Origin of the sequence: Exiguobacterium sp. s131 (genome assembly GCF_018617345.1) — a bacterium.
In the GTDB taxonomy this organism is placed as follows: Bacteria; Bacillota; Bacilli; order Exiguobacteriales; family Exiguobacteriaceae; genus Exiguobacterium; species Exiguobacterium profundum.
Genome location: NZ_JACSJX010000001.1, coordinates 1186666 through 1207346, shown reverse-complemented (window position 1 = coordinate 1207346; position 20681 = coordinate 1186666). Strand labels below are relative to the sequence as shown.

Below are 20681 nucleotides of genomic sequence, written 5' to 3'. Positions count from 1 at the left end.
TGTTGTCCTGTAAGCCATGTTCTGTACTCCGGTGCTCATAGCGGTCTCCCTGGCACGATGGAGTGACAATCATCTATCTGCGCACATCAGCGCCCTCCGTCCCGTTCGATTCCGGTCTGGAAGTTCCCCTACCATAGTTTGGGTTTCTCGCTCGTGGGGTTTACCTCGTTCCACTCTGAACGTTTCCGATCAGACTCCGTCACTGTGGCACTTTCAAGAAGCGGACACCATATCCGAGGACTTAGGTGTTTCTTCTGCCGTCAACTTGCGTTGCCTACACTTATCGTTTCGTGTAGCACGATCACTACAGCCATCACAGGCTGTGCGAGCATGGACTTTCCTCAAGACTTGCGTCCCGCGATTGTCCAGACTTCATAGTCACTTCAACCATTGTAGCTGAAATTTGAACGGTTGACAACTTAAATTCGAAACTTGATTTTACGTTCAGTCAGCGCTAAAATAAGGCGTGTTCATTGAATAAGGAGGGATTTTGATGCATCAGGATGCAAAAAACGGTTGGATTCAACGTCTGACTTATGTAATAGAAATCGATGACATTAAAGTGCTCCACCCGAACAACGGCGTGTTCGCCTTCTACCGAAATAATCGTCTCGTCCGAGGGTTTGAACCGTTCGACATCAAGGCACCGAACGAACTCTCGAAACGACCTTATCATTTTGACCATCACAATTTAGCACATCTCGAGGAGCGTTTCCCGGACGCCATTCCAGTGTTCGATGAAACGCATGAGACGCGTCGCGCTTGGAGCGACCGTGTCCGAGTCGGTCTTTGCGAAATCATCCGAGATGGGAAACTCAGTTTCGAGCATATTGATGACCAAGGGAACGTATTAGAAGCGAGTATCCGTTGGTGTGGAGAAGCCATCATCATCGATTAAATAGAAAAAGCCGTCTCTCCGTTAGGAGCAGGCGGCTTTTTATCTTACAAGGTCTCTGTGACCGGAGGCTCGTCTTCGATGATTGGTGGCTCAAAAGATGTCGTCACCACTTTTTCGCGAAGGTCCGTCGGTTTAAGGATGACCGTCAGCTTCTGTGTCGTATTCCCTCTTACCGGGAATGTCCCGGCGATGTGGAGCGCTTCGTACAAGACCTTCCCATTTGAATCAAGTATCGTGACCGTGCCTTTTCGTGTCGTATGAATCGAGAACGTCCCTTCTTCCGACACCTTCACAGACACTGCCGTCTTCAACGTGTTGACATAATCAATCGTTCGGCTCGTGTATCGCTTATGTTTTCCATCCGTGACTTGACCGACGATGCGATATTGTCCGCTCGGTAACCAATCCCCGCTCGAATACATCGTGAACGACCGATTTGGTGTGAGCGTCTTGACTTTCTTGTTCCCTTGATACAGTGTGAACGAGGACTTTAAGTTCGAATGGTTCATGACACTCAACTTGACATCATTCACGTATCGACTCTTCCACACCGAAGGGGCAGAGATGTGAATAGGGCGAGCCGTTGCCTCTAGCAGTTTCATCGCATTCAATTCCGTATAAGACTTTCCGGAGGCTTTTGGCATCTTCGCAATCAATTGGTCGATCTCACCAGGTGTCAAATAAGGATTGATCGATTTGACGAGCGCGAGGCTCGCCGTGACCATCGGTGCCGCCATCGAGGTCCCGTCCATAAAGATAAAGCGGTTGTTGATTCCTAGAGAGAGGATGTTCACACCTGGCGCCACGATTTTGACGCGATCGTCCATATTGCTAAAGCTCGCGAGACGATGTCTAGAATCAATTGCACCGACCGCGATTACCTCTTTCATGTTTGCAGGAAAATTGATCGTCTGTTTTCGATCATTTCCAGATGATGCGACGATAATGACCCCTTTCGCCCTTGCCCGTTTAATCGATGTGGCCAAACGACTATCATAATCATCCCCTCCAAGCGAGAGGTTGATGATGTTCGCCCCTTTCGCTACAGCCGTATCCACTGCATTGGCGACCGTCCAAGAGTCTGTTTTATCTGAATTCACCCCATAAAACACATTATAAAAGTGATAGCGGACGTTCGGCGCGAGTCCGGCGATCCCAAAACGGTTATGTTTGCCGGCCATGATCCCAGCGGTATGTGTGCCATGAATATCCGCAGTGTATGGACCTTTCATGGAATTGACGACACGAGGAACGTTCTTCAAGTCCGTATGGTTCCGGTCAGCTGACGAGTCAATCAGCGCCACAACGATATCAGTTGCGCCTCTCGTCTTATTCCAGGCCAAATCCATGCCGATTTGCTTCACATAATATTGACTCGTGACTTGTGGTTCTGATACGACATAACCATGTAAATTTAAGACAACAGGCTTTGCCGCATCTACTCCGACCGGCAGTAAAAGGGCAATCGCTGTCAAAAGGGCAATCTTTTTCATTCCTTCCGCTCCATTCCAAACTGATAAAGTGACTCCATTATCTCAAACTTTGGATTAGATTTCCCTTTTTTTGAATAAAAAGTTGTTGCTAAGTTTACCAATAGCTCGGCTCATCCGGGTGCAGCATATCAAACTCGACAATCCGTCCAATCGTCAAGTACGTATAGTAGCGCGCCAGTTCCACCCGGCTTGGGTCGGGACGGAATCCCTCGAGGTCCTCTCCAAGTGGAGACCCGTCAATGGTCTCAAACTGCTGGCAAAAAAAAGACTCCGTTTCCGCGTCCCAGACGATGCGATCTCCGATATATCCGCTTCCGAAGCGAATGTAATCGATGATCGACGGAACGATGACTTCTGCTGGCAAGCGTTCGCTCATCCGACCAACGAGTTCATATCGCAGACGATCTGCCTGATCGGCTTCCTCAAGGGATGCACATTTGAGTACTTCTTTATTGATTTCAATCAATACGACATAATCCCCAGATTCGATGGAGAGCTTCATTGCCTCACCTCACTTTTTCATTCCTACATCCGATTTTCTACAAGTCATTATTCGAGATAAATGGTGGGAATCCTGTCCATTCCTCATTTTTTTCCAAATCGCAGTTGAGTTCACAACATTCTAACTGTTTTTGTTATACTAATCATATGAATTGAGAGAGAGGAAGTGCACCATGGCCAAACGACCGCTGACCCCTCGAGAAAGTGAGTTGATTGCGACCGCGTTATTTGTTGTCGGAAGCGTCCCCTATTCAGGACATATCGACCGTCTCGAATCCCTCACCTTACGTGACATCGCTGATGACTATTTGAATGGAACTTCCACTTCGGCAGACGCAATCGACGCACTTGATCAATACATCTACGTTCGGCGTCATCGTTTTAAAAACGTGACCCCTCATAACCTCTGGACATTGGATGACCGGACTGAACAGGAAGCACTGCGTCATATCTCCAAGCGACCTGAATTGAAAAAGGGTCAGACGTTGAATAAACGGAATCAACCGTTTCAAGCGGGACAAGAGATTGAGTTCAAAGTGGACAAGCATGTCGACCGTGGACAATTCCGCATCTACATCGGAAAACTTCAAGGCTACACGTGTAAAGCCCAGTCAAAAGAACGTGAAAAGATGAAGTCAGTGTCAGGATGGATCACACATATCGACCCGAAAGACCGACTGGTTTTCGTCAACGTGACAGACTTCGGACGGATGCCGATCGAACCTGCGATGAAACAAGAACTTGAATCGATGAGCGCCTCGATGCTCGGTTGGTTCGCCACGGCAACTATCCCTTCTGAAGAAGAAGCACTCCTTGCCAAACAGATGATTGCCACGTTACAGCGACGCGATCAACCGTATTGGTTCACGTTGACGACCGCGTTGAACCACCCTCGCCCAGAACATGTGAAACGCTGGGGAACAGTCGTGAATCTCCTCGTCAAAGCGAGTAACGGTGACCAAAAGGCCATCCAAACATTAGAGACTCAAGAAGACAAATACTTTAAGGATGCGTTCATCCGCGCCCTCCGTGCCCTTCATCAAGAGATGACGAAGCAATAAAGCTGATACGATTCGAGGTGACTCCGCATGGGTCACCTCGTTTCGTGTCGAACCTATTTAGGAAAGGAACGACCGCTATGCGTATACTCATCGTAGAAGACGACCCCTCCATTTTACGCCTTGTGAAAGAAACGTTCGAGGATGCGGGTCATGAGGTGTTGACAGCGACCGACGGGAACACAGGCGAAGAACGTTTCACGATGCAACCAATCGATGCCGCGATTGTCGACATCATGCTCCCAGGGCTTGACGGTCGTGAATTGTGTCTACGACTCAAGGCGACTCTCGATATTCCCGTCATTTTACTAACCGCTCTCGATGAATGGGAAGATAAGCGTGAAGGATTCGTTCATGGGGCAGACGACTATGTGACCAAACCGTTCATCCCTGAGGAGTTACTCTTTCGTTTGCAAGCCGTCTCGCGACGTTATCAACGTTCGGCCGCTTCACAAATTCAAGCCGGTCCTCTTCGACTCGATTTAAGAGAGTACGAGGTGACGCTTGAAGGGCAGCTGTTCTATCTTCCTAAAAAAGAGTTCGAGCTATTATTTCAACTCGCCTCTTTTCCGGGAAGAGTGTATCGTCGTGAGGAGTTGATCGAGTTGGTGTGGGGATTTGATTTCGAGGGGGATGAGCGAACGGTTGATGTGCATATCAAGCGACTTCGTAATCGGTTCGATCACCCTGCTCTGACAATTCGAACGGTACGAGGTGTCGGATACGCACTCGAGGTGAACGGATGAAGACACTCTACACGCGAATCATCGTCACGATGTTCCTGATTTTACTTCTATCCGGAGCCATCTCTCTGTTGATCAGCAATGTGGCTTATTATACGTGGTGGCAACCTTCCTATAGCGAGAAGACGGAACGGGTCGCCAAAATGGCGGAGTCGTATGTCGAGAACCATACCGATTTAGACTATGATGCCTTCTATACTTTCTTAGCTGCGACTGGATATCAACTGGTCGTCGTGGATGCGACTGACGAACGTCGACGTTTTGGCGGTGCCTTTCGGGATGAGACTATCTCTGACACAGTGATTCAATCCGTTCGGAACGGGTCTCCATATCAGGGAATGCGTGACTTTCCGTTTCATCTCTTCTTGCTCGGATTGTTCGATAATGAATTGACGAACACATATGGATTTACACTTGAAAACGGAGACGTCATTTTTATCCGTCCGGACTTGAGTGCCCAAATCCGTGAGTTACATCTGTTCGTCGGTCTATTTTTCGCACTCGTGACCCTCTTGGCATTTGGCTTGATCGCCATTTCGACAAGGTCCTTGGTCCGCCCATTGCAGACGCTCACGAATGCGACCACATCCGTCGCCATGCGTAAAGCTCCGGAACATCTTCCGGTTGAGCGTCAAGATGAAATCGGAACGTTGGCACGACAATTTCAAAACATGTCAAATGAGATCGATCGTACCGAAGCGAGCCAGCGACGATTCGTTTCGAATGTCTCCCATGAATTTCAATCTCCTTTGACCTCCCTAGGTGGCTATGCAGAAAAATTAGCTGACGGGACGAAGGGTGAATCAAGAGAATATGCGCGTGTCATCGAACAGGAGACGAAACGACTGTCCCAATTAACGAAGCAACTCCTGCTTTTATCACGATTGGATGAAAATCCCCCGATTCTCGAGACGAACGTGAATGTGCTTCAATCGGTATCCGAAGTCATTCAAATGAACGCCTTCATCCTTGATCAAAAAGGGATTGCCGTCGTTACCGACTTCCCACAAGACGTAGTCTTGAAGAGTGACCCGGTTCTACTCGCACAAGTTTGGAACAATGTATTGATGAACGCCGTTCATGCTTCACATGATGGAGGCACAATCCACATCACCTGTACCGTCGACCCAGGTATCGTCATCTCGGTTACGGATCAGGGGGTTGGGATGGACGACGAGACAAAAGAGCACCTGTTCGACCGCTTCTATCGCGGGGACACGGCTCGAACGACTCAAGGGACAGGTCTCGGTCTTGCCATCACCTCAGATATCATCGACCTACATGGCGGAAACATCACAGTCGAGTCAAACCTCGGAACCGGCACCACGGTTCATCTACATTTTTGATGTCGTTCATATTCTGTTCATATTGATTACGTACACTTCCTTCATCAGCACTTGAAGGAGGTTTTTTTATGCAGTTAGGTTGGAAAGAGATGTGGAGACAGAAAAGAAAGTTTTCCATGTTGTTCGTGATCACATTATTGATTGTCATGTTGACGACACTCATCACAGGGCTAGCAGACGGTCTCGCATATGATAACGGTTCTGCCTTGCACGAATTGAATGCTAAGACGTATCAACTTGATCCGGACTCAGAAGGTCAATTGACACGATCGTTTATAGACGTCACAGCGGATACTTCAAACGAAACGATGAGCGTCCGACAGCTCACGGTCACGATTGATGGAAAAAAAGAAGAGGTCACGCTATTCGCCCTTCCAAGTGGAAGTAATATTGGCCCAGGTACTTATCTAGAAACAGGTGAAGTCTTGTTTGACCCAAGTCTCTCAGAACAGCTTGGAACAGGTGACACGTTGACAGACTTTGCGTCCGAATATCGTTTTACGATCGCCGGTGAGGCGCCTGGGCGCTACAGTCATGGACCGGTGATTTACACGACGAATGAGACGTGGTTCGATTATTTGGATCACTCCGAACAACGTCCATATGTATCGGCTGAGATTGGAACGGAATCCACGATGTCCAATCCGCTCGTCATGAGTCAACAAGATTTGATTGAGTCGGTTCCTGGATATAGTGCCGAGCAAAGCACATTCACGATGATGCGTGCTTTTCTACTCGTGATCGGAACGTTTATTTTGACCGCATTCTTTTATTTGTTCACGCTTCAAAAGTTACCTGAACTCGGAATTCTGAAGGCAATCGGTCTCTCTCCTCGCATCATCGGACGGGCACTGCTCTTTCAGGTCATCGTCATCGTATCTGCCGCAGTTGCCACATCGATCGGGTTCATGTACGTCGTCGATGCGTTGATTCCATCATCGTTACCGTTTCTCGTCGACTTCGGTCATGTCGCGCTATTCGGGTCCATGTTCATTTTCTTATCTGTTCTTGGCGCGTTGTTACCGTTATGGAAACTACGTCAAGTCGACGCAATTGAAATCATAGGAGGAAAAGCATCATGAGGTTAAGCCATGTATCACATCAGTTTGACGGTCAGCTCGTATTGAATGACATCGAGTTACATGTATCGCCAGGGGAATGCGTTGCCATCGTCGGTCCGAGTGGTAGCGGGAAGAGTACATTGTTATACATCCTCGGTCTATTGCGAAAACCAGATCAAGGAGCATTTATGATGAACGAACGCGATGTATTCGAATTAGATGAGGAACAACGTCGTCTGTTACGCCTACATGAAGTCGGGTTCGTGTTTCAGCAGGCCCACCTGATTCCCTACTTGACGGTGCTCGAGCAACTTGAGCTGATTCAGGAGAAGAGACAGATGGATGCGAAACAACTATTGACCGACCTCGGCTTAGGACACCGCCTGCATCATCTCCCGTCGACATTGTCGGGAGGTGAAAAGCAACGTGTCGCCGTCGCACGTGCCTTGATCAACTCCCCGCAACTCATTTTGGCAGATGAACCGACGGCGAGTCTTGATTATGAGAATGGACGCCGTGTGATGGAGTTATTGGCCAAACAAGCGCATGAAGAAGGGAGACGTGTCGTCGTCATCACACATGATGAACGCATGCTCGATGTGTGTGATCGCGTCCTTCGTGTGATTGACGGTACCTTGACCGAGCTCAACAAGGAAGAAGGGCATCACGACCAATTTGATGCAATTGATGAGTGAGCCATCCTCCAAGGCGAATGGCAACAAGGATTGATCCGTTCTCTGAAATGGTCGCCTCTTCGATACTCATCAATCGTTCGATGATATGATTCGATTCGAGTCGAATCCCCGAAAGACAGGAGAGTGCGCGAACGATTTCCTCTGGTCGACATTCGACTAGACGCGCAATCTCTTGTACCTCGGTGAGGAGGCTTGTTTGGTTATATAGAAAATAACGGTCGAGAATAACATCAAATACGAGTCCGATGATTCGTTCATCTCCTTCAATCGTCCACGAGAACGTTACTCCCCGTTCAAGCATCCCCTTTCTGTCGCTCAACACCATTTGTATCATCCGATAGATCTCTGACCTCTCCATGTAGATGCCCCCCACCCTCCTGCTGTTGTCACTCCATCGTATCGTTCAAAATCATGTCTTTCCATGTGCCTTGATTCCTGATATTCACACGATTATGTTCTGTATGCCCTCTCCTTATGTAAGAAAACAGGACCGTATCGATTCGTTTCGGGTACAATAACGTTGAAAGGAGTCGGTATTAATGCAACGAAAATGGAAAATTGGATTGGCATCACTTTTCACAGGCTACTACGCGGTCAGCTACTATGCCTTCAAACGAATGACGCGGGGCAAACGAAAGACTCCGGAGATGTTACTCGCTCCATATACGGACGAAGATCGCAACTTTTATCATGACGTACCGTTCGAGCATGTCTCGATTCAATCTCGTGATGAGTACCGCCTCTACGGGCGTATCTATCGGAATGAGGGGTCAACAAAATGGATTGTGTTCGTACATGGATATACCGCATCACATAGTTTTATGGCCCCTCACCTCGCCATGTTCCATCGTCTCGGCTTTAACCTGCTTGCCGTCGATTTACGTTCACATGGGGAGTCCGAAGGAATTTATGCCTCATATGGTTTCCATGAAAAAGTCGATATGATCGACTGGGTGGACTGGTTGAAGACAGAGGAAACAGTCGATCAAGTCGGGCTTCACGGCGTCTCGATGGGAGCGGCCACCGTCTTGCAGACGACTCCGCTCACGAACGTCGACTTCGTCATCGCAGAATGTCCGTTTGACGATATGAAACAATTGATGCGTTATCAATTGAAAGAGTTACACCATATCCCAGCTGAGCTCATTTTACCGGGAATCGACTATTTCCTTTGGTCTCGTGCCGGGTTCACGATGAGACAAGTCCAACCGAAAAAGGCCGTCACGGAAACGACGACCCCAATCCTATTCGTACATGGTTCAAAAGATGATTTCGTCCCGACGTGGATGTCGGTCGAAATGAATGCATTGAACCGGAAGAACGACTTGGTATTGATTGATGGCGCAGAACATACCGATTGCATGATCAAGGACGCTCCTGGGTATGAGGAGGCGGTCACTCGCTTTTTGCATCGACATGGATTGGACCGGCAATTAAATCAAGTAGCACATGTAACACCATGACCGGCCAAAGGACACCCATCCCTAAATATAGGATACCTAGTCCGAATCCAACGATCCCTGTCGTGAAGACTCCCTTTATCCCTTGATAGGCATGGGCCACACCGAAAAGGGCGCCCCCGATTAAGGCGAGAGTCAAATCCGGGACCTCTATATAGAGGGAGATCGTGTATAGCAGGACTCCTCTGAAAATGAATTCCTCGGTCACGCCTGCAGTGACCGAGACGGCACCCCACGCTTGTTCCTCAGGTTTTGTCCGAGGGAGGAGCAGCTTCTCTAAATCGAGCTCATAGTAAGGGCGTAACACATTTCGGAGACGTGCTGAAGTTTTTACCAACAGATAAAAGACGAGCGCCACGGTGACCAGGATGCATGACAAGTAAAAGACTTGCCATGCCTGTTCGTTCCCCGCTTCTGGTTCGAACCTCAATCCGACTTCTGATGGCGGTACTTGAAATAAAAAGATGAGGGCAACAATCAACAAGGTCAGCCCCCATGCCGATTTCACGGTTTGTTCGTATACCCATGCCCGTCCTCTCGTTTCAATCAAGGGACGAATCAATTTGGCATTGAAGATTTGAACGATCAGCATGTAGCCGATAATGGCTGTAAAAATCAAACGTTCAAGCATCCATATCCACTCCTGTCCTTCCTCTTAGCTATATGCTACACTATTCGGGTATTGTCTAAAAGCTAGGAGGCGGTATCTTGAAACGTATGATGCTGCGACTGACCGGTTTCATTATTGTGCTCGTGCTTTTGCTCGGGGCAGTCGGCTGGCTCGGTCAACATGATAAAGTGAACAATGGATTGTATCGAACCTATTATGGAGAGAACGGTGTTCCGAACACGCATCTGGCCGTCTATCAAGACGCTGCTGAAACATATGACGTGGACTGGCGCCTACTGGCAGCCGTTCACCGTGTAGAGACCATCTTCTCACACAGTTCGTCGATGCGTTCGTCTGTCGGCGCGATTGGACCTTTTCAATTCATGCCCCGTACTTGGCTCGGTTGGGAATATGATACCGATGACCAAAAAGGCGATGTCCCAGAAGACGAAGTGGATTTGACGGACCTTGCCTTGATTGAACAGTATGGCGGACTCGGTCGCGACGGGAACGGCGATGGAAAAGCTGACCCACACAGTCTAGTTGATTCTGCGCACACGGCGGCGTATTATTTAAGTGAACACGGTGGAAAAAAGACAGATTCAGTCACATCCGTCCGAAACGCTATCTTCGAATACAATCGAAGTGAGCAATATGTCAATGATGTCATGACGTACTTCGAGAACTATGAATCAAGCGTGACGTTAATGCCTGATGAGCGCAATACGCTTAGTCAACGAGTTGCTTATTACACGATTCGATATGTCGAGTGGTTTAAATCGCTCGGCTGATGCTTACATGAAAAAGTGAGGAATGGAAATGAACACGCATGTAGAAGAAGTAACCATCCGCGTCAAATCAATCTTCAATGAAGATAAAACGAAACGCTATATGCGAACGTATGAGTTCACCGATGTAGAGGATGGCGTCATCTGCGCCGTCATTATTTACTCGCCGCGGATGAGCGATGCCTTTTTGTCTGGCACGACGACACAGCGTGCTTATATGTTGATGCAAAATCATTTGTCACAACCGATTCGAGAAATGCGGGTCATCAGTCTCGTCCCGACACTCGCCATCAATGACAACCTTCCATACGTGGAGTCTCAACTCGATGAGACGAACTACCATTACGTCGAAGAGACGTTACAAGAGGTAGAAGCAAGCGGCGGGATGATTATCGTCGGTTGGGGGTCTCCAGGTCGCTTGATGCACCACGCGACATCTTACAAATCGCTCTTTGCGGATTATGAAGCGAACATGTATTGCATCGGTACGACAGCAAAAGGCGAGCCACAACAGATTCGAATGGCAAACGAGAATACCGTTCTCGAGGCGTTCAACAACGAATCGGTCAAACCGAAGTTTCGCATCGTGAAAGAAACGAAAAAAGACGACTCTCCGTGAGTCGTCTTTTCATATGCCAATCCAAATGGAAAGACCGAACAGTATGAAGAATATACCGGACCATATGTAATCCGACGGTTTGATGTCAATCCGCTCATAGACGGTCCGTTTTCCACTTGTGAAACCTCTCGCCTCCATGGAGAAGGCGACCCGTTCCGCCCGTCGGATCGAACCTGCCAACAGTGGAAGAAGGAGTTTCGGTACATGTCGAATCCGTTCCCATTTCGTATCGAGCGGAACGCCGCGAAGACGATGCGCGTATTGAAGCTGATACATCTCCCGTTGCATTAACGGAAGGAAGCGGAATCCAACGAGCGCGCTATAGGCAATCGTCGGTGAAAGCCTCGCCTGTTGCATCAAACTCATGACGAAACGTTTCGAATCGGTCGTCAACATGAAGAGGAGCGACAGTACGGTGAACGCCAATACACGGAGGCTAAGAGACGTAGCGACGCGCGCCTCTTCTTTTGAGATATCTTGACCGAGAAGCGTCACCCACGTCTCTCCCCCGAGCTCCTTCCCAAACACGAGCGTCGTCCAAAACGTCCCGAGCGCCGTGACGAGAAATGGGGTCAAGAACAGGCTCCACTTCTTCCAGGACACGTCCGTCGCCAGCAATTGAATCGTCAACGTACCGACGATGATGACGAGCGGGGTCCACGGGTTATAAAACAAGGCAAGACCGAACATGATGATCGTCATCGTCACAAACTTGATCGTCGGATTCATATCATGGAGTGACATCGCTTTCGACCTCCCGTGAGTCGATAATGACGAAGTCTCTCCGTGTCCTGCCAGAGCTCATCTCCGAATGGTCCTGAGAGTTCCCCGTCCTTCATCAAATAGAACGTATGGGCGATATTGGCGAACGATAAGTCATGGGTCACGAACAAGATCGTCTGTCCCTTTTCCGCATGCCGCTTCATCAAAATCTCTAGTGCATGGAGTGACGGTTCATCTTGGCCAGCCGTCGGTTCATCGAAGGCAAGCAACTGTTTGTTTGAGAGTAACTGAATCCCGACGGCGAGTCGTCGCTTCTGTCCATGACTGAGTGACAATGGATGGAGGACTCGTTTGTCCTCGAGGGTTAGCTCATCCAATACGACATCAATCGATTCCTCATGACCAAACTGTAGCTCTTGCTCGACCGAGTTCATGAAAAATAAGTGTTCCGGAGATTGGGGGACGAGTCCGACCCGGCGGTCACACTCCGTCAAACTTCGTAAAAACGTCGACTTTCCACTCCCATTTGGTCCCAATATGGCAATCACTTCTCCGATCCGAGCTTTTAGGGTCACCCCTTGTAATCGAAATGAGTCACGCACCACCTCGTCTACCACGTAATGCTCGATTGCTTGTCGTGGCTCAGTCGACGGTTTGAATGAAAAATCATCGACCGGCTGAAACGGTTCGTTCCGTACAATCCGTCCTTGGTCGAGTTCGATGTGCCAATCAAAAAAGTCTCCCCACAAGTGTGCGCGATGTTCGACAACGATGACGTTCACGTTGTCTAAGTGATCGAGCCAGTCGACAAATCGATTCGCGGTCACTGGATCAAGGTGTGTCAACGGCTCATCGAGAAGCAACCATTCCGGTTGTCCGACCATGGCGCAAGCGACGGCGATCCGCTGTTTCTCCCCTCCTGACAAGGAATCGATGTGACGATTTCGGTAATCGGTCAGTTGGAGTGACTCGAGAATCTCCGTCACGCGCTGATCGATGACCTCGACCGGCGTCCGCAAATTTTCGAGTGTGAAGACGAGTTCCTCTTCCACCCGTTCCATCACGAACTGCGTGTCTGGGTCTTGGAATACCGTCCCGACCCGCTGATTGATCTCGCCTGGTGCGTAGTCGTCGTGTGAGCGTCCCAGTAGTTCGAGTCTGCCTACCAGGATTCCATCACAATTCTCTGGATAGAGACGATTTAACAGCGCGAGCAGGGTCGACTTCCCGCTTCCGCTCGCTCCTGTCAAAATCGTGCGTCCAGGTTTTATGGATAGTGACACATCTTTTAAGATGGTGTCTTGACTTTCTGGGAATCGGAATGAAAGCGATTCTGTCTCAACCATGAACGTTCCCACTCCGAGCGATCGCATAGCCACGAAGCGACCCCGTCTTGAGCAACAGGTCACTGAGCAACTTCCCACCGATTCCTGCGATGACCATGCCACTGACCGCCCGCAGCCCGAACATCGTCGCTACATATCCTGGTTCAAGCATCGCAAATCCGCTCATGAAGTAAGTGTACACGAAACTCGTGACGGCCGAGCCAAATCCAGCAAGCATGAGAACCCAAAGCTCGTATCGACGATAGCCTGTCATCGCAAAGACAGCTTCCGCCCCAAGACCTTGGACGATGCCGACCAAGATGATACGCGGTCCGATCGCATTTCCAATCAACATTTCAATCGTCGCTGCCATCACTTCCGAGATGAAGGCCGCACCTGGCTTCCGAATGATATACGCCGAGATGATTGACACGATGAACCAGATACCGAAGATCCATTCATAGGCGATCGGTCCAATCAACCCTGCCCATAAGTTCCCGATATGAACAAACAATAAGTAGACGACGGCAAAGACGACAGACAATACGGAGACGAGGACGACCTCTTTCAATTTCCACGATTTAAGCATGTTGTCCTCCATGTGACGGACTGTTCACACTGAACGTCACCGTCATGACGACGTGTCGATTCTTCTCGCGTGTCCGGTTGAACGCCGACTCGTAATACGAGAACACATCATCCAAGTTCCCATGAATGCCTGACGCGTAGTGCATGGAGTCATTATAGACACCCGCCTGTTTCGCTTGCTCGATTTCATCATAGATGAGATCCATATAGTTCTCCGCCCCCATCGGATAAAGCGCGAACTGTGACGAGACATACTGTTCTCTTGAAATTCCATTCAGTGGTTGTGGTGGTGCCTCGAGCACCTCATCCCCTGCCGAATCTCCCGGACATCCGACAGAGAAGGTTCCGCTCATCGAGACATGGCGTCCTTCCTCCGAAGCCAGGCTTAAGACGGTCCGTGCGACGTCGAACACGTGCTCGGCGCGACCTCGGATCACGGTCGACACGTCATCAGTATGTCGCCACACACCCGTCATATTCGTTCCTTTCAATGCCCCTTTGATCGTCCCGACAAAGTCATCTGTCATCGGGCTAAGCGTGAAGCGAAATCCGACAATCGGACTCGTGCCACATGATTCATTCATCTTGTCTCCCCCTCTATATGTGTTTGCATAAAAAAAGCCGCATTCATGAGAATGCAGCAACAAAATCTATACAAACTTGCATAGAGAAAGTGCCGCACTTCCTCACGCCAGTATTACCTGGATCGAGTTATAAGGGATCGGAGCCATGCTCACATCTCAGCCGAAGCACCCCTAGTGCAGTCATTGATATGCGGTTACTTATGCAGTCACAGTATAGCGATGTTTCGTCAGTTTGTAAACGGTCAATCTGAATAGGTGACGAGTTGGCCAGTACCAGGAAGTGGGTCATGGAACGAATCCCACTCCGCTACCATCTCCTCATCCGTCAACAAGCAGGCGTCAAGTGATTGCTCGACCGCCTCCCGGTCCATCCGTTGACCGATAAGAACCAATTCGTTCTGTCGGTCTCCGTACGGCTCGATGTAATCTTCACGCAGTTCAGGTTCTGAGGCGAACATGGCCTCTCGTTCACTCTCCGGAAGGGTCGCTAACCAACGACCGGCATGTTCGAGCGTCGATGCGTATCCGGCCTGGGAAAAGAGACAGGCAAGGTCGTTCCGTGACGCGATCCACAAGAAGCCTTTGGCACGGACGATTTCTTCAGGATAGTGCTCCATCCAATTCATCAAGCGCTCAGGGTGGAACGGTCGACGACGACGGTAGACGAACGAGCTGATGCCATACTCCTCCGTTTCCGGCGTATGTTCTTCTGCCTCAAGTTCTTGAATCCATCCCGCCGCACGCATCGCCTGATCGAAATCGAACAACTGGACGTCGAGTAGATCGTCTAACGCTACGTCGGAGTATGTTGAAGTCAATAATCGCGCGCTCGGGTTGAGTGTCTTAAGTAGCCCCTTCATCTCCTGCAGTTCCGCTTCAGACACCCGGTCTGCCTTATTCAACACGATGATATCCGCAAATTCGACTTGGTCGACGAGTAGGTCGACGACTTCACGGACATCTCCTGTATCGACGGCTTGTTGACGTTCCATGAGCGATTCACCAGAATTGAAATCTTCGAAGAAGCGGTACGCATCGACGACAGTGACCATCGCATCGATATAGACACGGCTCGTCAAATCGATTCCGAGCGCATCATCGGCATACGTGAACGTCTGCGCAACGGGAATCGGCTCTGAAATCCCAGAAGACTCGATGATGATGCCATCGAGGTCACGATCCTTTGTCAACTCATATACCGCTGTCAGCAAATCCTCACGTAGGGTACAACAGATGCACCCGTTCGAGAGTTCGACTAATTTTTCATCGGTACGGGAGAAACCACCCTGTTCAATCAATTTCTCATCAATGTTTAACTCGCTCATATCGTTCACGATGACCGCATATTTTTTATCTTCCCGGTTATGTAAGATGTGGTTGAGCAGTGTCGTCTTTCCGCTACCAAGATAACCCGAGAGTACTGTAATTGGAATTCGTTTCATATTGATGAACCTCCCATTAAATCGTAATCATTACTCTTTATATATTCAAACGACTGATTCGATTTGTCAACAAAAAAAACACGCCACACGGACGTGTTTTGAAAAACATGCTTTTATTCTTCCAACGCTTTTCGTTCTGCTTCCGAGCGGGGATAGGCGTTCGCTTGCCACTCTGCCCGATAGATGGAGTCGAGTTGTGTCAACCCGACCTCATCCTCGTCCTTGTCAGAATCGACACTCGGCACCTCGTCCCATTTTGGGTCGAGATAAGAATGATCTTCTTCCCGCGCTCGATTTTCTTGCAACTTTTGAATTCCCATCTTGACCGCTGCCGCAACTGCCAACCCAATACCCGCTCGAACTAACAGTCGTTTCACCATTGCATGTCCTCCTCAACGCCCAAAACGATAAAGCGGCATCCCTTTCACCTCTGTATCGATGATAAATACCGATCCAGCATCCGGATATTCGGCTAACGCTTCCTCATCCATCCCCTCACGAGCCGTCGTGATGGCCAATCGATTGAGCCCATCCCCGATGAAGGCGCAGGATGTGACATTCGGTGCAGGAACGTGAACTTCTAACAGCTTTTCACCGGTTGATGGATTCCAGCGAGATACTTTGCTTCCGGCGTAATGCGCAATCCATAAACATCCTTCCGTATCTGATGTCATACCGTCTGGGAAGCCATCCTCGTCCGCGAAATCGATGACGACCTTTCCATTTGATAACGTACCCGCCTTCAAATCGAAATCATATTGGCGAATCGTTTCAGTCGGTGTATCGATATGATTAAAAACGGAATGGTCAGGAGACCACGTCAACCCGTTCGAAAGTGTGAGCTCATCCATGAGTGTCGTCGTCGTACCATCCCGATCGACACGATACAATGTCGCTTGATTCTCTTTGTCTTCGAGATGAAGTGTTCCGGCGAAGATTCGACCGTATGGATCGGCTTTTCCGTCATTGAACCGCAATTGACCGTCCGGATCATCCAACTCGACAATCTTCTTCAAGTCCCGATTGATCTCATCCCACTCATAAATGCCGTCCTTCAAACCAAGGACAACGCCATCCGTTACTTTCGGAATGACGAAACCGACTTGTTTCCCGACTTCAAACGACGAGATTTCATCCTCACGTTCGTCATACCACCACAATGTATGGCCTTCGATATCTACCCAATAAAACCGCTTCAGCTCGGCATCCCAACACGGACCTTCACCAAGCGTATTTCGTACACGAATCCACAACGACGCATCTACTTTCTCCATCACTTAGCCTCCACTCTATCCATTAGTTCAGAAATCTATTCCCCTCTCGCATTGGGTCTATGCATGAATCCAGAAAATCGTGTTGGATTTTCACCGTCGTCCGTTCGTTTTGCTATGGTGAAAGAAACGTAGCGAGGGAGTGAATGGCTTGTCGAAATGGGATGAACGATTTAGTTCGGAAGAGTATGTGTATGGTACAGAGCCAAACGAATTTTTACACGAATGGGTCACGTCTCATCAACCTTAAAGAAAACGTGTATTGGCCATCGCGGTGGGCGAAGGTCGAAACGCGGTATGGCTCGCCACGCTCGGCTTTAAAGTCGAGATGTGGGACGCTTCTATAGTAGGGCTCGACAAAGCGAAGCGCTTGTCGACGTCACGAAACGTGTCCATTCAGACGAAACAGATCGACTTGAATGAAGCCGATTGGCCAAACGAGGCGTATGACATGGTCATCTGTATCTTTGGCCACTTTCCTCCACACGTCAGAGAAAAGGTGTTTTCGGATATCCAACAAACGCTTCGACCTGGTGGTTTGTTCCTGAGTGAAGTCTACGCTACACATCAACTCGCTTACGGGACAGGTGGACCAAACGACGCCTCACTTCTTTACACCGAAGAGATGTTCCACCAACTAGAGGACGATTTCGTACCGCTCGTCTTACATGAGACGGTCGTCTGGCGAGAAGAAGGCACGCTCCATCACGGCGAATCCGCTGTGATTCAATATGTCGGGCAAAAACGGTAAACGAATGGCCTCTTCGTTTAAACGAGCCCAGTTTTATGGACTGAGTAACTCGAATTCTATACGGCAATCAGATGGCTCCGGTATTGTTCCGGGGTCATCTTTTCTTGTATTCCGTTGTTTATGTTCGTTACTGAAAACAATGCTGTATAGGAGTGTCACAAAGCAAAGAAGTCTAGTCTTTTATCACGTATCCTTCTCAGTCATATAGATGTGATGTTATACGACAATGGCGAATTTTCGGCGCTCTGAACCGCTCACAATACCAATTGAAAATTATCTACTTATCAAGAAAATATCTAGTTTCTCATTTTATAAATTGAATAGGAATGAATGTTATCTTTCTTAACCACAATACAGAGATAAACACTTATTCTTCATAAATTACTGATTGTCTAATGAAAGTGCCATTGAGATGAATTAGATCATCATTATGGAAAATTGTTAGTGATTATACAAAAGGTTTTTCATAATATTTGGCATTGGTAAAATTACAACTATGGTGTAAAATTACACTAAAGCGGTACATATTGAAATGAGAAGGGGTATTTCCATGAAAATGATTAAAACATTTAGTTTTTGGATTGTGTTAGTCTCTATATTTGTTTGTTATTTGAATTTTACCGACCAGGATGATAAAGGCCTATTATTCTTTTTCTTCGGATTAGATCCAATCCTATATCATATGGTTTACAGTGAAACATTTCGAAGTTTTATATTTGATGAATCAGCTGACGAAATTTTGTGGGGAGGCTATCTTCTTCGAGTGATAATCGGCTTGTTTTACGGTCTAACTCTAGATTTCATACTGTATCGGGTAAAAAATAGGAAGAAACATAAAGGAGGAAAGTGAATGAAGAATCCTTACTTTTTATTGGTTATCAGCCTTTTAACAGCAACAATATTGTGTGTTTTTGGTCAAGGGATCGCCTACTTTTTAAGTGATCACGTTGTTGAGACCTATCCGATTTACTATCTTACAGGGTTGACCATCTTAGGATGGATATTATATTTGTTAAGTTTCATCATGTTCTTGATGTTTCGTATAGTTTTTAAGATAAAAGACTCTAACTATATACAGTATCAGGGATTTATCATGATTGGATTTATTTCGGCACCGTTTGCTGTTAGTTGGTCATTCTTTGTCGTTGCCATGTGGTGGGGTTAGGTTTTACTTATGATGAATTATATAATTATGATGAATTATATAATTAAGTGCAACACTCAAAAGTGAACACAAAAAACCTTGACGCTTTCCTTGTGTCGAATGAAGTTATCACACAAATATTCAGACGTAGGAAATCTCATGAGCCACACCACCTTACCACAATAAAACTTGTGAAGTAGAGACCTATCTGGAGCTCGGAATGTCCATCCGGTCCATCTCAAGACGGGGCCGCTACGAGAAGTTGAAGGCCAATTGTGACGCAACGACGAAGCTCGACGACAAGACGCTCCGGGCGATTATCGGGAAGCTGAGGGCGAGCTAGTCGCCGGAACAAATTGTCTTCTCCACCATCTATCATTAGATTTATTCGAAACGAATCGACTTGCCACGACCGTGCTCCACCAAAAAGGGAAACGTCAAAAACCCTGAATGAGCACTTTTTATCAAGTGTCTATCATTCAGGGTTCAGGTCAATCTCCCGGAGAGGCCATTTTTTACTTCGCGCCTTCTACGTTCATATGCTTACTGCGGAGTTGTCCGCATGCCGCATCAATGTCTGTCCCGTGCTCAAGACGGACACCAGTGTTGACGCCACGCTTTTTCAAGATGTCGTAGAACGCCATGATGTCTTCAGGCGTGCTTCGTTCATATTGGATGTGCTCGTTGACCGGGTTATATGGAATCAAGTTGACGTACGACTTGTCTTTGATGTCTTCAATCAAGTCAGCGAGTTCTTCCGCATGTTCCGGCAAATCGTTCACTTTCGAGAGCAGGATATACTCGAAGGTGATTCGTTTGTTCGTCTTCTCGACGTAATAGCGAATCGACGGCATGAGTTTATCAAGCGGGAACGCCCGGTTGATTTTCATGATGCGTGTACGTAATTCATCGTTTGGCGCATGTAGAGAGAGCGCCAAGTTGATGCGTAAGTCGAGGTCCGCAAACTTGTAGATCTTATCCGCGAGACCACTTGTCGACACGTTGATTTTACGCGGAGCGATCGCAAGTCCACGCTCATCTTTGACGACACGCAAGAAGTCGACCAAGTTGTCGAAGTTATCGAACGGTTCACCGATTCCCATGACGACGATATGGCTGACGCGGTCCCCTTCACCCTCTTCATCGAGGAAGTGTTGGACGGTCATGATCTGCTCGACGACCTCACCCGCCGTCAAGTCACGCGTCTTTTTCAACAAGCCGCTCGCACAGAAGCTACAGCCGATGTTACAACCGACCTGAGTCGTCACACAGACCGAACGTCCGTATTTGTGACGCATGAGCACCGTCTCGATGTAGTGCCCGTCATGTAATTTAAGTAAGAATTTGACCGTCCCGTCGCCAGCTTCTTGTTTGACGAACAGTTCTTGTGTTGAGATGACATATTTCTCTGTTAAGTAATCACGCACCTCATCACGTACGTTGAGGTCGTCCATCGATTTGACCCGGTCGATGTAGAGCGAGTCCCAAACTTGACGTGCGTGGAAGGCACCGTATCCCGCTTCCGTACACTCGTTTGTGAGTTGATCGAACGTCAACCCGTATATAGATGATTTCATTGTA

The 20681-nt window shown here is 48.2% G+C and carries 23 protein-coding genes, 1 other RNA gene and 1 riboswitch; of the genes, 11 read left to right on the top strand and 13 right to left on the bottom strand.

Going from position 1 to position 20681, the window contains the following annotated elements; translation table 11 throughout:
* Nucleotides 1–5 precede the first annotated feature (5 nt).
* Nucleotides 6–373: RNase P RNA component class B (gene rnpB / locus KNO69_RS06275), an RNA gene on the bottom strand.
* Between the two features lie 120 nt (nt 374–493).
* Between rnpB and KNO69_RS06270 the strand changes: the two genes are divergently transcribed.
* On the top strand, nt 494–898 hold the full coding sequence (locus KNO69_RS06270; protein WP_196430763.1) for a hypothetical protein: 405 nt from the start codon (nt 494–496) through the stop codon (nt 896–898).
* Between the two features lie 44 nt (nt 899–942).
* Here KNO69_RS06270 and KNO69_RS06265 read toward each other — a convergent pair whose 3' ends face one another.
* On the bottom strand, nt 943–2391 hold the full coding sequence (locus KNO69_RS06265; protein ID WP_214816786.1) for a S8 family peptidase: 1449 nt from the start codon (nt 2389–2391) through the stop codon (nt 943–945).
* A gap of 94 nt (nt 2392–2485) precedes the next feature.
* Nucleotides 2486–2893: a hypothetical protein gene (locus tag KNO69_RS06260; protein ID WP_074036967.1), complete on the bottom strand. Its 408-nt coding sequence runs from the start codon at nt 2891–2893 to the stop codon at nt 2486–2488.
* 172 nt (nt 2894–3065) lie between these two features.
* On the opposite strand from KNO69_RS06260, the gene KNO69_RS06255 reads away from it, so the two are divergent.
* The 5 genes from KNO69_RS06255 (at nt 3066) to KNO69_RS06235 (ending at nt 7795) form a co-directional block, all read left to right on the top strand.
* A complete protein-coding gene (locus KNO69_RS06255) occupies nt 3066–3953 on the top strand; it encodes a hypothetical protein (protein ID WP_211782785.1) in 888 nt (295 codons plus the stop codon).
* A 77-nt stretch (nt 3954–4030) separates the two neighbouring features.
* Nucleotides 4031–4696 (top strand): response regulator transcription factor, encoded by a 666-nt coding sequence (locus KNO69_RS06250; protein ID WP_214816784.1) that lies wholly within the window; start codon nt 4031–4033, stop codon nt 4694–4696.
* On the top strand, nt 4693–6039 hold the full coding sequence (locus KNO69_RS06245) for a sensor histidine kinase (protein WP_214816782.1): 1347 nt from the start codon (nt 4693–4695) through the stop codon (nt 6037–6039). The genes KNO69_RS06250 and KNO69_RS06245 overlap by 4 nt, the downstream gene beginning before the upstream one ends.
* Nucleotides 6040–6107: 68 nt before the next feature.
* Complete coding sequence (locus KNO69_RS06240; RefSeq protein ID WP_214816781.1) at nt 6108–7121, top strand: ABC transporter permease; 1014 nt, start codon at nt 6108–6110, stop codon at nt 7119–7121.
* Nucleotides 7118–7795 (top strand): ABC transporter ATP-binding protein, encoded by a 678-nt coding sequence (locus tag KNO69_RS06235; protein ID WP_214816779.1) that lies wholly within the window; start codon nt 7118–7120, stop codon nt 7793–7795. The genes KNO69_RS06240 and KNO69_RS06235 overlap by 4 nt, the downstream gene beginning before the upstream one ends.
* Here KNO69_RS06235 and KNO69_RS06230 read toward each other — a convergent pair.
* Nucleotides 7746–8153 carry a hypothetical protein gene (locus tag KNO69_RS06230; protein ID WP_214690863.1) on the bottom strand — a complete coding sequence of 136 codons (408 nt, stop codon included), beginning with the start codon at nt 8151–8153 and terminating at the stop codon, nt 7746–7748. The genes KNO69_RS06235 and KNO69_RS06230 overlap by 50 nt on opposite strands.
* 181 nt (nt 8154–8334) lie before the next feature.
* Between KNO69_RS06230 and KNO69_RS06225 the strand changes: the two genes are divergently transcribed.
* Entirely contained in the window at nt 8335–9258 is a 924-nt protein-coding gene (locus tag KNO69_RS06225) for an alpha/beta hydrolase (RefSeq protein ID WP_214816777.1), read from the top strand.
* Here KNO69_RS06225 and KNO69_RS06220 read toward each other — a convergent pair.
* Nucleotides 9191–9886 (bottom strand): CPBP family intramembrane glutamic endopeptidase, encoded by a 696-nt coding sequence (locus tag KNO69_RS06220; RefSeq protein WP_214816774.1) that lies wholly within the window; start codon nt 9884–9886, stop codon nt 9191–9193. The two genes, KNO69_RS06225 and KNO69_RS06220, sit on opposite strands and share 68 nt — an antisense overlap.
* A gap of 86 nt (nt 9887–9972) precedes the next feature.
* On the opposite strand from KNO69_RS06220, the gene KNO69_RS06215 reads away from it, so the two are divergent.
* Both KNO69_RS06215 and KNO69_RS06210 read left to right on the top strand, forming a co-directional pair.
* Entirely contained in the window at nt 9973–10656 is a 684-nt protein-coding gene (locus KNO69_RS06215; RefSeq protein ID WP_251124927.1) for a lytic transglycosylase domain-containing protein, read from the top strand.
* Nucleotides 10657–10684: 28 nt separating this feature from the next.
* Nucleotides 10685–11272 carry a DUF1643 domain-containing protein gene (locus tag KNO69_RS06210; protein ID WP_012726384.1) on the top strand — a complete coding sequence of 196 codons (588 nt, stop codon included), beginning with the start codon at nt 10685–10687 and terminating at the stop codon, nt 11270–11272.
* A gap of 9 nt (nt 11273–11281) precedes the next feature.
* Here the strand turns inward: KNO69_RS06210 and KNO69_RS06205 are convergent, their stop codons facing one another.
* From KNO69_RS06205 to KNO69_RS06175, 7 genes are all read right to left on the bottom strand, one after another.
* On the bottom strand, nt 11282–12016 hold the full coding sequence (locus KNO69_RS06205; RefSeq protein WP_214816767.1) for an energy-coupling factor transporter transmembrane component T family protein: 735 nt from the start codon (nt 12014–12016) through the stop codon (nt 11282–11284).
* The gene (locus KNO69_RS06200; protein ID WP_251124926.1) at nt 11998–13368 is read right to left on the bottom strand and encodes an ABC transporter ATP-binding protein; all 1371 of its coding nucleotides are present in this window, start codon (nt 13366–13368) and stop codon (nt 11998–12000) included. Before KNO69_RS06200 ends, KNO69_RS06205 begins: the two co-directional genes overlap by 19 nt.
* On the bottom strand, nt 13334–13909 hold the full coding sequence (locus KNO69_RS06195) for an ECF transporter S component (RefSeq protein WP_012726387.1): 576 nt from the start codon (nt 13907–13909) through the stop codon (nt 13334–13336). The genes KNO69_RS06200 and KNO69_RS06195 overlap by 35 nt, the downstream gene beginning before the upstream one ends.
* Nucleotides 13902–14492 carry a YkoF family thiamine/hydroxymethylpyrimidine-binding protein gene (locus KNO69_RS06190; protein WP_012726388.1) on the bottom strand — a complete coding sequence of 197 codons (591 nt, stop codon included), beginning with the start codon at nt 14490–14492 and terminating at the stop codon, nt 13902–13904. Before KNO69_RS06190 ends, KNO69_RS06195 begins: the two co-directional genes overlap by 8 nt.
* A gap of 82 nt (nt 14493–14574) precedes the next feature.
* Nucleotides 14575–14675: riboswitch (TPP riboswitch) on the bottom strand.
* 59 nt (nt 14676–14734) lie between these two features.
* A complete protein-coding gene (locus KNO69_RS06185) occupies nt 14735–15934 on the bottom strand; it encodes a GTP-binding protein (protein WP_214816762.1) in 1200 nt (399 codons plus the stop codon).
* Between the two features lie 113 nt (nt 15935–16047).
* Nucleotides 16048–16314 (bottom strand): hypothetical protein, encoded by a 267-nt coding sequence (locus KNO69_RS06180; RefSeq protein WP_012726390.1) that lies wholly within the window; start codon nt 16312–16314, stop codon nt 16048–16050.
* A gap of 12 nt (nt 16315–16326) precedes the next feature.
* Entirely contained in the window at nt 16327–17208 is an 882-nt protein-coding gene (locus KNO69_RS06175; RefSeq protein ID WP_214816759.1) for an SMP-30/gluconolactonase/LRE family protein, read from the bottom strand.
* A 259-nt stretch (nt 17209–17467) separates the two neighbouring features.
* Between KNO69_RS06175 and KNO69_RS06170 the strand changes: the two genes are divergently transcribed.
* Both KNO69_RS06170 and KNO69_RS06165 read left to right on the top strand, forming a co-directional pair.
* On the top strand, nt 17468–17956 hold the full coding sequence (locus KNO69_RS06170) for a class I SAM-dependent methyltransferase (RefSeq protein WP_251124873.1): 489 nt from the start codon (nt 17468–17470) through the stop codon (nt 17954–17956).
* Nucleotides 17957–18806: 850 nt separating this feature from the next.
* Nucleotides 18807–19121 carry a hypothetical protein gene (locus tag KNO69_RS06165; RefSeq protein ID WP_214816756.1) on the top strand — a complete coding sequence of 105 codons (315 nt, stop codon included), beginning with the start codon at nt 18807–18809 and terminating at the stop codon, nt 19119–19121.
* Nucleotides 19122–19615: 494 nt separating this feature from the next.
* On the opposite strand, the gene rlmN is transcribed toward KNO69_RS06165, so the two are convergent.
* Entirely contained in the window at nt 19616–20677 is a 1062-nt protein-coding gene (gene rlmN, locus KNO69_RS06160; protein WP_031423599.1) for a dual-specificity RNA methyltransferase RlmN, read from the bottom strand.
* Nucleotides 20678–20681 lie beyond the last annotated feature (4 nt).

What these genes read in the sequence shown, in the direction of transcription:
- KNO69_RS06260 (WP_074036967.1), bottom strand. Translation starts at nt 2,893, where the DNA reads ATGAAGCTCTCCATCGAATCTGGGGATTATGTCGTATTGATTGAAATC.
- KNO69_RS06165 (WP_214816756.1), top strand. Translation starts at nt 18,807, where the DNA reads ATGAAGAATCCTTACTTTTTATTGGTTATCAGCCTTTTAACAGCAACA.
- KNO69_RS06215 (WP_251124927.1), top strand. Translation starts at nt 9,973, where the DNA reads ATGATGCTGCGACTGACCGGTTTCATTATTGTGCTCGTGCTTTTGCTC.
- KNO69_RS06245 (WP_214816782.1), top strand. Translation starts at nt 4,693, where the DNA reads ATGAAGACACTCTACACGCGAATCATCGTCACGATGTTCCTGATTTTA.
- KNO69_RS06205 (WP_214816767.1), bottom strand. Translation starts at nt 12,016, where the DNA reads ATGTCACTCCATGATATGAATCCGACGATCAAGTTTGTGACGATGACG.
- KNO69_RS06265 (WP_214816786.1), bottom strand. Translation starts at nt 2,391, where the DNA reads ATGAAAAAGATTGCCCTTTTGACAGCGATTGCCCTTTTACTGCCGGTC.
- rlmN (WP_031423599.1), bottom strand. Translation starts at nt 20,677, where the DNA reads ATGAAATCATCTATATACGGGTTGACGTTCGATCAACTCACAAACGAG.
- KNO69_RS06220 (WP_214816774.1), bottom strand. Translation starts at nt 9,886, where the DNA reads ATGCTTGAACGTTTGATTTTTACAGCCATTATCGGCTACATGCTGATC.
- KNO69_RS06200 (WP_251124926.1), bottom strand. Translation starts at nt 13,368, where the DNA reads ATGCGATCGCTCGGAGTGGGAACGTTCATGGTTGAGACAGAATCGCTT.
- KNO69_RS06235 (WP_214816779.1), top strand. Translation starts at nt 7,118, where the DNA reads ATGAGGTTAAGCCATGTATCACATCAGTTTGACGGTCAGCTCGTATTG.
- KNO69_RS06250 (WP_214816784.1), top strand. Translation starts at nt 4,031, where the DNA reads ATGCGTATACTCATCGTAGAAGACGACCCCTCCATTTTACGCCTTGTG.
- KNO69_RS06255 (WP_211782785.1), top strand. Translation starts at nt 3,066, where the DNA reads ATGGCCAAACGACCGCTGACCCCTCGAGAAAGTGAGTTGATTGCGACC.
- KNO69_RS06210 (WP_012726384.1), top strand. Translation starts at nt 10,685, where the DNA reads ATGAACACGCATGTAGAAGAAGTAACCATCCGCGTCAAATCAATCTTC.
- KNO69_RS06190 (WP_012726388.1), bottom strand. Translation starts at nt 14,492, where the DNA reads ATGAATGAATCATGTGGCACGAGTCCGATTGTCGGATTTCGCTTCACG.
- KNO69_RS06195 (WP_012726387.1), bottom strand. Translation starts at nt 13,909, where the DNA reads ATGCTTAAATCGTGGAAATTGAAAGAGGTCGTCCTCGTCTCCGTATTG.
- KNO69_RS06185 (WP_214816762.1), bottom strand. Translation starts at nt 15,934, where the DNA reads ATGAAACGAATTCCAATTACAGTACTCTCGGGTTATCTTGGTAGCGGA.
- KNO69_RS06225 (WP_214816777.1), top strand. Translation starts at nt 8,335, where the DNA reads ATGCAACGAAAATGGAAAATTGGATTGGCATCACTTTTCACAGGCTAC.
- KNO69_RS06270 (WP_196430763.1), top strand. Translation starts at nt 494, where the DNA reads ATGCATCAGGATGCAAAAAACGGTTGGATTCAACGTCTGACTTATGTA.
- KNO69_RS06175 (WP_214816759.1), bottom strand. Translation starts at nt 17,208, where the DNA reads ATGGAGAAAGTAGATGCGTCGTTGTGGATTCGTGTACGAAATACGCTT.
- KNO69_RS06230 (WP_214690863.1), bottom strand. Translation starts at nt 8,153, where the DNA reads ATGGAGAGGTCAGAGATCTATCGGATGATACAAATGGTGTTGAGCGAC.
- KNO69_RS06180 (WP_012726390.1), bottom strand. Translation starts at nt 16,314, where the DNA reads ATGGTGAAACGACTGTTAGTTCGAGCGGGTATTGGGTTGGCAGTTGCG.
- KNO69_RS06240 (WP_214816781.1), top strand. Translation starts at nt 6,108, where the DNA reads ATGCAGTTAGGTTGGAAAGAGATGTGGAGACAGAAAAGAAAGTTTTCC.